This window comes from Hominimerdicola alba, assembly GCF_900112155.1.
Taxonomy (GTDB): domain Bacteria; phylum Bacillota; class Clostridia; order Oscillospirales; family Ruminococcaceae; genus Hominimerdicola; species Hominimerdicola alba_D.
Genome location: NZ_FOKQ01000062.1, coordinates 2,834 through 14,845, shown reverse-complemented (window position 1 = coordinate 14,845; position 12,012 = coordinate 2,834). Strand labels below are relative to the sequence as shown.

Here is a 12,012-nt window from a genome sequence, read left to right as displayed (position 1 = left end):
GGAGAGTATCATACAGGAGATTTGGCCAAACGTGATGAAGATGGTTGTTATTATATAACTGGTCGTTTATCACGATTTTTAAAACTTCTTAGTTATAGAATTAGCTTAGATCAAACTGAACATTTAATCCAGCAGGAATTTAATATTGAATGTGCATGTTCAGGTACAGATCAAAGAATGAACATATACATTACTGATGACGTCAAAAAAAATGAAGTAGTAGATTTTATAGTATCTAAAACTGGACTATTTAAAAACTTATTTAAGGTTTTTGTTCTTCCGAAGATTCCTAGAAATGATAGTGGTAAGATACAATATAAATTATTAGAAGAGAAATATGGGCAATAATACTATATAGGAGGAGGAAAATGAATATATCTATCCAGAAACTATATGAGAGATATAAATTGATGTTCGATAAGACATACAAGATTTCATTATGTCAAGAAAATGATATTGATGAAGTTCTAAGATTTATTGATACTTATTGGAAAAGAAATCACGCAATAATAAAATCTAAATTACTATTAGATTGGCAGTACTATAATCCTGAAAAGCATTCTTATAACTTCGTCATTGCTCGAAGTAAGACTTCAAATGATATTCATGCACTTGAAGGATTTATCCCAACTTCGCAATTTGATAAAACTATCAAAAATGTTATGACATGGGGATCAATTTGGAAAGCTATTCCAAACATAGCTCCGCCTGGCTTAGGTTTTGTTGTAAAACAATATAGAGAAAAGGAATTTGGTACATTCTTTAATTGTGAAGTGGGTATTTCTTCGGATGCAGAAAAGTATAATAAACAGTTTGAAAATACTATATTTTTTTTAGAAAACTGGTATATTATTAATCCGTACATAAAAACATATTATTTGTTAAAAACTTCAATCGAAGGATTATCAGTAGAGCATACTCATGATAGTTCAATAGATTCAAAAATTATAGATAAGAATATGTGGGTTGATTTATCTGATGAATCGATTATACCTCAATATAAATCCAAAGCATATTATTGTAACAGATATTTTAATCACCCTGTTTATAAGTATCATTCTTTATTATTGTATAATAAATTAACTGAAGAAAAAGAATTTCTTTTTTATAGAGTAGTAGAGCATAATTGTAATTATGCGATATTTATTGTAGATTTTATTGGAAATGGCTCTGTTTTAGCTAAATCAAAAGAGTTGTTAGTTGAATTATTGGTCAAATATAATGCTGAGTATATTCTTTTCCCAAATTATGGTTTGAAAGCATCATATCTAAAAGAAGCTGGTTTTTTTAATCGTAAAGATACTAATGATATAGTACCATTGTACTATGAACCGTTTATAAAGGAAAATGTTGATATAATATGCGCTTCAAAGAGCAGAGATATTAATTGGTGTACTTTCAAAGGCGATTCTGATCAGGATAGACCTAGTATATTATAATCTATTCAAATTATTACTTCACTAAATAAGTGATAATGGTTACAATAGATTGAAATTACAGTAAGTGCTATTCAAATTTTTCTTGGTTCATTTTTTATTATATTGTGAATGAAGAGTTTTAAGGAAATTAAAATGTTCAATAATAGATTTTGTTTAAAAAAATTTACAGTTAATGAGAACAGCAAAGTTGATATCAATCAAATTGCATTAGTTTTGTTTTTTTCAGGTAAAGCGATAGAGTTTATTTTGAATAAATTCTTTGCTTTATTAGGAGCTGCTTATTATAGTGAATATTGTTTAATTGGAATACACTGTTTTATTGTATTGTGTATATTGTCATGGTTTATCATGAAACAAGAAAAACAATTGTTGAAATACAAAAGTTTTATTTTGATTGTTGTAATATGTTCTCTATTTTTGCTTAAGTATTTATTTAACTCTAGTGTTGGAATATGGTTAAGCGATAATACCTATGGTTTTCCAGCTGTTTTTGGATTAGATGGAGGAATATTTTCAGCTGGGGTTACTGCTTATTATATTATTATTATTCAAAAAAACTCCGATACTGTTATTAACGGACTTAAAATCTCCAATTGTTTTATTATAGTATATTTATTATTTATGGCTTATAACAGGACAAAATTGGGCTATTTTTGGGTAACTGGAGAAGGAGGAATTTCGGTTCAAAAAGCATATAATATGTCTTTTGGTTATTATAGTTGCTTTATTAGTACTTTAAATGTCATACTTTGGATAAAAGAGCGTAAGATCTATAACATTATTGTATCCGTTGTATTTTCATTATTATCTATTGCATATGGCTCTAGAGGAGCAATAATAATATATCTTATTTTTGCTCTATCGCTATTCTGGCTGTTCATGAAGGAAGCGAATGTTGCCAAAAAACTAATAATTATATCCGCTATATTTTTATTTGGATCTTTTTTTATTCTTTTCTATTCAGAAATAATATTATTTTTACAGAGAATTCTTGTTTATTTTGGGGTATCAGAATCAAGAACACTTGAAAGTTTATTAGCTGGAGATATTAGTGATACTGATACGAGAGATGAATTGTGGGCTATTGCTAAAGAGCTAATTAAAGATAGATTTCCTTTTGGATACGGTGTTTTTGGAGAACGCCCGCATATTGGAAAATATTATATGTGGGGATATAGCCATAACATTTTCCTTGAAATTATTATTGCATTTGGTTTTATTGGCGTTGTATTATTAACATTTTTTATTATTAAATCATTTTCTATAATAAATAGTGATGCAGATCGTGGCTGGATATTTATTTTTATTTTGTTCTTTTCGCAATGTGGAATATTATTAGTATCAAATTCATTTTGGTATCATCCATATTTTTGGTCGGCAATAGCGGTCGGCTTTATTCATAGTGATATTATAGGCGATGATAAGAAATTAAAAAGGAGTAAAATATGAAATCATCATTTTATATTGGAGATTTAAAGATTGGTATTGGAGAAGAACCACTTGTGATACCCGAAATGGGGATAAATCATGAAGGATCTCTAGACGTAGCTATGTCAATCGTAGATGCTGCTGCACGTGCAGGGGCGAAAGTAATTAAGCACCAAACGCATGTTGTGGAAGATGAGATGAGTCACGCGGCTAAAAAAGTAATTCCAGGTAATACAGATGTTTCTATATATGAAGTTATGGAGAGGTGTGCTTTATCCGAAGATGAGGAATATGAATTGATGAGATATGTCGAATCTAAAGGTATGATTTTTATAAGCACTCCTTTTTCACGTGCTGCCGCAGATCGTCTTCATCGTTTTAATGTTAAGGCTTATAAAATTGGTTCTGGAGAATTGAATAACTATCCACTTATAAAGCATATTGCTTCATTTGGAAAACCAATGATTGTATCGACTGGAATGAATAATATCGAAAGCATTAGGAAAGCCGTAAATATTATGGAAGATGCTGGTGTTCCATATGCCCTTCTTCATACAACCAATTTATATCCAACTGTTCCAAATTTGGTGCGCCTTGGAGCTATGCAGGAGATGATGGAAACTTTTCCCAATATACCTATCGGCTTATCTGATCATACTCTTACAAATACCGCTTGTATATCAGCCATTACTCTTGGTGCTTCAATAGTTGAACGTCATTTTATAGATAGGAAAGATAGACCTGGCCCTGATGTAATATGCTCAATGGATGAAAAAGAGTGTGCTGAATTAATTATTGCGGCACGTGATGTACCTCAGATGCTTGGTGGAAAAAAAGAGGCAGCTAAAGAAGAAAAAGTTACTATTGATTTTGCTTTTGCAACAGTTGTAACAATTAAGTCTGTAAAAGCAGGAGAAATGTTTACAAAAGAAAATTTGTGGGTTAAGCGACCTGGAACAGGTGAAATCCTTGCAGAAAAATATGAAAGTATTCTGGGAAAGAAATCTAAAGTAGATATTGATAATGACACACAGTTGAAATGGAGTATGATTGATAATATATGAAAAAAGTTTTATTTGTTACTGGAACAAGAGCTGATTATGGAAAGATTAAGTCTTTACTGAAAAAAGTTGAAAGTGATTTGAATTTTGAACTTTATATTTTTGTATCAGGTATGCATCTTGTTGAAAAGTTAGGAAATACATATAAAGAAGTAATTAAAGATAATTATGAGAATGTATATGTTGATTACTCACAAGCAAATTCTGGAATTATGAGTTTTGATTTAGGAAATGTAATCTCTAACTTAACAAATTACGTTCGTAAAATAAAACCAGATATGATAGTTGTTCATGGAGATCGTATTGATGCGATGGCTGGTGCAGTTGTAGGAGCACTTAATAATATTATTGTAACGCACATCGAGGGTGGAGAGCTTTCCGGTACAATTGACGAATCTATTAGACATGCGATATCAAAACTTTCTCATTTACATTTAGTTAGTAACAATGATGCCAAAGAACGATTACTACAACTAGGTGAAGAGGAGACTAGGATATTTGTAACTGGTTCTCCAGACATTGATATAATGCTTTCAGATACACTTCCTTCTATTAATGATGCAAAGAAAAGGTATGGAATTGCATTTGATAAATATGCTATATGTATGTATCATCCTGTTACTACAGAAGTACATCTTTTAAAAGAACATATTTCAAATTTGGTAACAGCAATGATTGATTCTGATAAGAATTTTGTTGTTGTTTATCCAAATAATGATTTAGGTTCTGATATTATTATTTCAGAGTATATGCGGTTAAATAATAATAATAGATTTCGTGTATTTCCATCACTTCGATTTGAATTCTTTTTAACTTTACTGAAAAATGCAGATTTTATGATAGGAAATTCAAGTGCAGGAATACGTGAAACAGGTGTCTATGCTATTCCAAGTATTGATTTAGGGACTCGCCAGAGGGGGAGATTTTCTAAAGATAATAAAAATTTACAACATATTGAAGAAAATGAAAATGCTATTTTAGAGGCTATTTCTAAAATTGATAATTATAGAGTATCAAGTTATCAGTTCGGCAAAGGTAACAGCACTGAGAGTTTTATGAAGATTCTTAATGACAGTAGAATATGGAATATGAGTATTCAAAAAGTATTTATTGATCATAGGTGATAAAATGTTTAATGAAAAAAAAATACTTGCAGTAATTCCGGCAAGAGGTGGAAGTAAAGGAATACCACACAAAAATATCGTTGATTTATGTGGAAAGCCTTTAATAGTTTATTCAATTGAAGCAGGGAAAAAAAGTAGATATATTGATTACGTTATGGTTTCGACTGATGATGAAGAAATTGCAAAAGTTGCTGAGCAATATGGAGCAGAAATTCCGTTTATGCGTCCAACTGATTTGGCATCTGATACAGCTAAAACAATAGATGCAATTATTCATGCAATAACTGAATTAAGAAAGAAGGGGGAATGCTTTGATGTGCTAGTGCTTTTACAACCAACTGCACCATTACGGAATTTTGAAGATGTTGATAAAGCTATAGAAACGTTTTTCTCAAATAATTGTTTTTCACTTGTTTCAGTGAGTGAAGTTGATGATCATCCTGTCTTGATAAGATCAATAGAAGAAGGAAAACTAAAATCATTGCTTAATGTTTCTAGTACTTGTCGTAGACAGGATATGCCCAAATACTATAAGGTTAATGGTTGTATTTATATAAATAGTATAAATGAACTAACTTTAAATACTAGTTTTAATGATAATGTTATTCCATATAGAATGGAAAAAAGTCATTCTGTTGATATTGATGAATTATGTGATTTGTATTTAGCAGAATACTATTTGCGAAAGAATTCCAAATAGAATATATAGTAATCTTACTTATTCTGCATAATATTAATAGGATACTATCATATTAAGTGAAAATGAAATAAATAACATCACAATTTGTAATTTGAGTAATAAAAACTATTTATGTAAAAAATAAAGAACACTTGTGCGATACTATAGGTGCTCTTGACTATTAAATGAATGTTAAAAACATATCTTAGAATCAAACCTCAGGAGTAATTATATTATGAAAAAGATTATAATATGTGGATCAAATCAAGTGTATGAAAATTTTTTTAAAAATATAAAAAGTGACTGTCATCTTATTGCATATACCGATATAAGTGAGAGAACTATAGATAGCACTCTTTTTAATGGCACGAATTATTTAAAACCAAATGAAGTTGAATTTAAAGAGTTTGACTATTTAATAGTTTTATATAAAGAAGATGAAGCTATTAAGAAAGCACTAAAACAATTTCAATTTGCATTGGATAGAATAATAGTGTATTATTGGTTTTGTGAAGGGACGTTTTGTAATGCTATAAAAAAATGTGTAGAATGTGATTTGAATTTTAACGGATTGATACTTGGAATGTCTCATGCACAAAACGATATTCAAACACATTTATTGAAAAAAAATATATATTGTAAAACTGCATATCCAAGCATGGATTTGTTTTGTCATTATATGATATACTATAATCTTGTTAAACAAATCCCAGATAAAATTAAAGAATTAAAAAGTGTTTTAATAGAATTACCATATTATATATTTAATTATGATCTTTCACGAAGCAAGCGTACAATAAAAAAACGATTATACTATTTTTATACATTTAATGATTTCCATAATTATGGATGTAATGATGATGAAAAAGAAGTTATTATCCAATTTAATAATTATCTTGAAGTGTTTGAATTAGGGCTAGTTGAAGACGAAATTAATAATTTTATAGCAAAGCCTAAGAGAATATCGATAAAAAATATAATAGCACCAATGTATCGCCAAATAAAAAATTTTAAAGAAAAAACTGGGGTGTGGGATGTAATTAGAGAAGCAACTATAAATGAGAATAAGAAGATATTCGAAGAGTTAATTCAATGCATTAGAGTTAATTCACCAGGTGCTGAGATAAGAGTAGTTGTGTGTCCATATAATCCGATATTTCGTAGTATTCATAGAAATAGTATAGAAAAAATGAAAAATAGTTTTTTCAAAACTGTAGATGAATTAAATATCAATGTTGAAGATTATTTTAAATGGAGTAACAACCCATTTGATTTTAAAGATCATTGTCATTTAATGATTGATGCTGCATATAAACTAACAAATAGATTAAACTACATGGAATGTAAAGAAAAGAATAGTACGGAGATATTAAAGAACTGAAGTAGTTAGGTTGGGTGTATTATACAATTGATTAATTCACTCTAATTACTTTATTTGTTCATGCCGTCCGAAATCAGATAGTCATTACCGACCGTTTGCTGCTTCCACACAGACGGCTCATACGGCTGTGTGGGCAGCGGCAGCATACGCTCACAGGCGGCTTCAAGTTTCTTCTTTCCGTAACGCTTGCCGAGCTTGGTAAGTAGCGGATGGATTTATGCTTACTAGTGAGCATTTAATTATACCTTGAAATGTCATTATCAACGACATCTTTGCGGCAGATAAGTATCGCTATTTTCACTAAATCTAAACGAATTTAAACAAACGACTTGACATTAATACCTATATGAGTTACAATATAAGTATTATATGCGTCAATCATAATGTCATTGTCGATGACAAGTATCTATAGGAGGCCTACCATGAAGCAACATCTATCTCTCAAACTGCTGGCAGAGACTTTGAGCAGTAAACGAAAGGCATTAGGTCTTTCACAGACCGTACTCGGAGAAAAGACAGGCATCAGCCGTACTATGTTCACCAGACTTGAACAGGAGGATTACAGCCCATCTGTGGATCAGCTTCTTTGTCTCTCTGAGGTTTTAGACTTTGACTACAGAGATCTTTTCGTGGACGATGAGGTGGAAGTAAAGCCCGTAGAGCGCAAGAAGATAGCTGTTGCGGGAACGGGCTATGTGGGACTTTCCCTTGCTGTTCTGCTCTCACAACACAACGATGTTATCGCTGTGGACATTGTGCCGGAGAAGGTCGAGAAGCTGAACAACTGGCAGTCGCCCATTCAGGACGATTTCATCGAGCAGTATCTCGCAGAGCATGAGGAGAGAAAGCTGTCCCTTGTTGCCACAACTGACGGCGAAATCGCTTATAAGGATGCAGACTTCATCATCGTTGCTGCACCTACTAACTACGACCCAAAGACCAACTTCTTTGACTGCTCCGCTGTTGAGGCTGTGCTTGCTCTAATAAAAAAGGTATCAGCTGACAGCGCTAAACAGCCAACTGTTGTAATTAAATCAACAATACCTGTCGGATATACTGTTCAAGTGCGAGAGAAAATGGGTATGGATAATATCATTTTCAGTCCCGAATTTCTCCGTGAGTCCAAGGCTCTTTACGATAATCTGTACCCGAGCCGTATCATTGTCGGCTCCGATGAAAAGAACATGGAAGCGGCATCCGTATTTGCCAATCTGCTCCAAAATGGTGCTATTAAGACGAATATTCCGGTTCTGTTCATGGCGACAACAGAAGCAGAGGCAACCAAGCTGTTCGTGAATACATATCTCGCTCTGCGTGTGTCTTACTTCAATGAACTGGATACCTACGCAGAAGTGAAGGATTTGAACACAGCGAACATTATTCGCGGCGTGTGCCTTGATCCTCGTGTGGGAGACTACTACAACAATCCGTCATTCGGCTATGGCGGCTACTGCCTGCCCAAAGACACAAAGCAGCTTCTTGCGAATTATCAGAACGTTCCGCAGAACATGATGACTGCAATCGTTGAATCCAACCGCACTCGTAAGGATTTCATCGCAGATCGTGTGCTTGAAATTGCTGGAACCTACGGCAGTAGTGCGAGTTATTCTGCTGAGCAGGAAAGTAAGCAGAAAGAGATTGTTGTGGGTGTGTTCCGTCTAACAATGAAGAGCAATTCCGACAACTTCCGTCAGTCCTCTATTCAGGGGGTAATGAAGCGAATCAAGGCAAAAGGTGCAACAGTTATCATTTACGAGCCGACGCTTGAAAATGGCAGCACATTTTTCGGCAGTTTAGTAGTTAATGATTTGAAGAACTTCAAGAAGAAGTGCGGCTGTATCGTCGCAAACAGATATGACAGCGTTCTAGATGATGTGCAGGAAAAAGTCTATACTCGGGACCTATTCAGGAGGGATTGAGCTGTGAGCAAAGTTAAGATTAATCTGAATGGCAAGAATATTCTAGTTACTGGCTCGCCCGGATTTATCGGTGCGAATCTTGTGCTTAGGCTTCTAAAAGAGATGAATTCGGGAACGGTCGTATCACTCGACAACATGAACGACTACTACGACCCTAAGCTTAAAGAGTACAGACTTTCTCTTATCGAAAAAGCTACTGAAAGCTCGCATGTCAGGCACATTTTCGTGAAGGGCTCTATCGCTGACAAGGCTCTTGTTGATGGTCTGTTTACGGAGCATCATTTCGATATCGTGGTAAACCTTGCGGCACAGGCAGGGGTTCGCTACTCCATAGATCATCCCGACGTGTATATTGAGAGTAACATAATCGGTTTCTATAACATTCTTGAAGCCTGTCGAAACAATCCGGTAGAGCATCTGGTGTATGCTTCATCATCTTCTGTATATGGTGGCAACAAGAAAGTTCCGTTCAGCACCGACGATAAGGTGGATAATCCTGTATCGCTCTATGCTGCTACGAAGAAGTCAAACGAGCTTCTTGCACACAGCTATTCAAAACTCTACAACATTCCGTCAACAGGACTTCGGTTCTTCACCGTTTACGGTCCTGCCGGCAGACCTGATATGTTTTACTTCTCCGCAACTAATACGCTCGCAAAGGACGGAACGATCAAGATTTTTAACTACGGTAATTGCAAGCGTGATTTCACCTATGTTGACGATATTGTTGAGGGTGTATTCAGAGTGATGCAAGGTGCGCCCGAAAAGGCAAACGGTGAGGACGGACTTCCTTTACCGCCCTATGCTGTATATAACATCGGTGGAGGAACTCCGGAAAACTTGCTCGACTATATCAGTACTTTGCAAGAGGAACTAGTGAATGCAGGTGTTCTCCCTGCTGATTACGATTTCGAGGGACACAGACAGCTTGTTGGAATGCAGCCCGGTGATGTGCCTGTTACCTATGCTGACAGCAAGGGTCTTGAAGATGACTACGGTTTCAGACCGACTATTGGTATTCGCGATGGACTGAAAAAGTTTGCTCAGTGGTACGCTAAATATTACAAATAAGAATCATTTCTTATTGTAGATTTGTGCGTTCAAGTGGGCGAAATAATCTCAGCAAGTATAATTTCCCCAATGAGAATATTTTGCGACAATTGTTCACCAGACGTGTTTTTGCGAAATAAAAAAGAACTCTATTTGACAAGGTAGCTTATATGCGCTATAATAATAGTACAGATTTTTATTGGAGGTACTTACTAATATTGAGTACCATACCCTCGACGAATTCCCAATAACAAAAGTAAGATCTTTAGTTTCTGAACATTTGAGGATATAATTATGGTGTATATTTTACTTGATACAAATATTATCATTGATATGGTTGTGGATCGCAGGAATACTGTTATTAATCATGATTTGCTCAATACATTTATAAATTTGATTAATTACGATGAAGTTAAGATTATTCTTCCCTCAGTTGTTAAAACTGAAACTTATAGGAATCTTGATGATGAATTTAATAAGGTGAAAAAGAATATAGATTCTGTTATGAAGGCTATAGATGATCTGTATGGTGTGAGCACACAAAACATTCCTGCTTTAGATATATCAGAATACAAGAAAAAAGCAAGGCTAGAGCTTTATAATGTTCAAGTACAATTTGACAAGAATAAAGAAGCATATTTAAAAGACATCAAACTGGTAATAAATAATCTCTTTAGCCATAGAAATACGATTTTCCTTGACGATGAAGTTCTGATGTCGAAAATACAAAAACGTAGGGTCCATAAGAGAGCACCATTCCATAAAGAAGCCAAGGAATCCTATGGAGATGCTGCAATAATCGAAACGATAATAAATATTAAGGAATACATAGATGTTTCGATAGACGATACTCTTTATTTTGTCACAGGTAATTTTAAGGACTTCTCTGATCCAGATAATAAAGACTTGCTTCATCCAGATATTATTGAGGACATAGATAAAGCAGATTTGAGTTCAAATGTGGTGTATTTGCGAACTTTTGGTAATTTGATCAATCCTCATCTTAAGCAGTATATCGAAAATGCAGATATGGTGAAAGAATTTGAATATGAGATGGAAGAGGAGAAGAAAAGCATATATCGGGAATTTGAAGAAAATCTACGAGAAAGTGTAGGATTGACTGCACTTGGCAAAATTGCTGAAAAAACTATAGCTGATTTTTCCGATAGTAATTTTGCTACCGATATTTCTGAGTATTTTGAAAGAATTAATATTGCATATTCAGAATTAGAGGATCTATACTTTTATTATGACGAGGAATTTGTAATTGACGATATAGACTGCAACGATTTGATAACTAAAATGTCTAAAGTAATAAATCAGGAGATGACTCCAATTGCAGGAAACTTAAAGTTAATATTAGAATGGATAAGAAATCAAAAAGAAGAATGTCGAGAACTGGAGATATGTTTGCCAGACAACATTTCGTTTGGAGATATTATTGAGTTGCAAAATATAAACCGAGAGAGTATTTATTTAAAAATAGGATCAATAGATTGTATCACTCCTGAAAATGGTGGTTCTGATTTAATAGATATATCAATAGTTGATTCAATGGGAAATACATTGGCAATTGGAGATATTGAAATATTATATGGGTTTATTAACTTTGATTCAGATGGCAATGTTGGTGATGGCTGTGATGAAAGCACTAATTATAGAACTGATGAGATAATAGACTATATTAAAAGCTTATGTCTTCAATGGGAAAACTTTATAATTGAGAAAAAACAAATCGCTGATAAAATTCGTTTATTATTCGAAGAATAGCTGAGTGAGAGGACGGTTCCTATGTGGATTCGTCCTCTGTTTTTCTGTGGTAAGCGTATAACCCCCCGCATCATAAAAGCAAACAGCCGGGCAGATAACACCCGGCTGTAACATCATATTCTGGCTTTGATTTCTCCATTTCTCTTTGCGTCCATGTATAT

Annotated in this window: 9 protein-coding genes and 1 pseudogene; all 10 read left to right on the top strand. The window is 33.6% G+C overall.

Features of this window, described 5'->3' with window-relative positions; all coding sequences use genetic code 11:
- Positions 1 to 348 (top strand): annotated as a pseudogene (locus BM265_RS20280) (AMP-binding protein); the annotation flags it as partial.
- 20 nt (positions 349 to 368) lie between these two features.
- The gene (locus BM265_RS18280; RefSeq protein ID WP_074963388.1) at positions 369 to 1,439 is read left to right on the top strand and encodes a hypothetical protein; all 1,071 of its coding nucleotides are present in this window, start codon (positions 369 to 371) and stop codon (positions 1,437 to 1,439) included.
- A gap of 132 nt (positions 1,440 to 1,571) precedes the next feature.
- Positions 1,572 to 2,888 carry an O-antigen ligase family protein gene (locus BM265_RS18275; RefSeq protein WP_074963387.1) on the top strand — a complete coding sequence of 439 codons (1,317 nt, stop codon included), beginning with the start codon at positions 1,572 to 1,574 and terminating at the stop codon, positions 2,886 to 2,888.
- Positions 2,885 to 3,931: an N-acetylneuraminate synthase family protein gene (locus BM265_RS18270; RefSeq protein ID WP_074963386.1), complete on the top strand. Its 1,047-nt coding sequence runs from the start codon at positions 2,885 to 2,887 to the stop codon at positions 3,929 to 3,931. Before BM265_RS18275 ends, BM265_RS18270 begins: the two co-directional genes overlap by 4 nt.
- Positions 3,928 to 5,052 (top strand): UDP-N-acetylglucosamine 2-epimerase, encoded by a 1,125-nt coding sequence (neuC, locus tag BM265_RS18265; RefSeq protein ID WP_074963385.1) that lies wholly within the window; start codon positions 3,928 to 3,930, stop codon positions 5,050 to 5,052. The genes BM265_RS18270 and neuC overlap by 4 nt, the downstream gene beginning before the upstream one ends.
- A gap of 4 nt (positions 5,053 to 5,056) precedes the next feature.
- On the top strand, positions 5,057 to 5,752 hold the full coding sequence (locus BM265_RS18260) for an acylneuraminate cytidylyltransferase family protein (RefSeq protein ID WP_074963384.1): 696 nt from the start codon (positions 5,057 to 5,059) through the stop codon (positions 5,750 to 5,752).
- Between the two features lie 214 nt (positions 5,753 to 5,966).
- Positions 5,967 to 7,112, top strand: a complete 1,146-nt coding sequence (locus tag BM265_RS18255) for a hypothetical protein (RefSeq protein WP_074963383.1) — start codon at positions 5,967 to 5,969, stop codon at positions 7,110 to 7,112.
- A gap of 422 nt (positions 7,113 to 7,534) precedes the next feature.
- The gene (locus BM265_RS18250; RefSeq protein ID WP_074963382.1) at positions 7,535 to 9,031 is read left to right on the top strand and encodes a nucleotide sugar dehydrogenase; all 1,497 of its coding nucleotides are present in this window, start codon (positions 7,535 to 7,537) and stop codon (positions 9,029 to 9,031) included.
- Between the two features lie 3 nt (positions 9,032 to 9,034).
- Positions 9,035 to 10,102, top strand: a complete 1,068-nt coding sequence (locus tag BM265_RS18245) for an NAD-dependent epimerase/dehydratase family protein (RefSeq protein WP_074963381.1) — start codon at positions 9,035 to 9,037, stop codon at positions 10,100 to 10,102.
- A gap of 273 nt (positions 10,103 to 10,375) precedes the next feature.
- Positions 10,376 to 11,851 carry a PIN domain-containing protein gene (locus BM265_RS18240; RefSeq protein ID WP_074963380.1) on the top strand — a complete coding sequence of 492 codons (1,476 nt, stop codon included), beginning with the start codon at positions 10,376 to 10,378 and terminating at the stop codon, positions 11,849 to 11,851.
- Positions 11,852 to 12,012 lie beyond the last annotated feature (161 nt).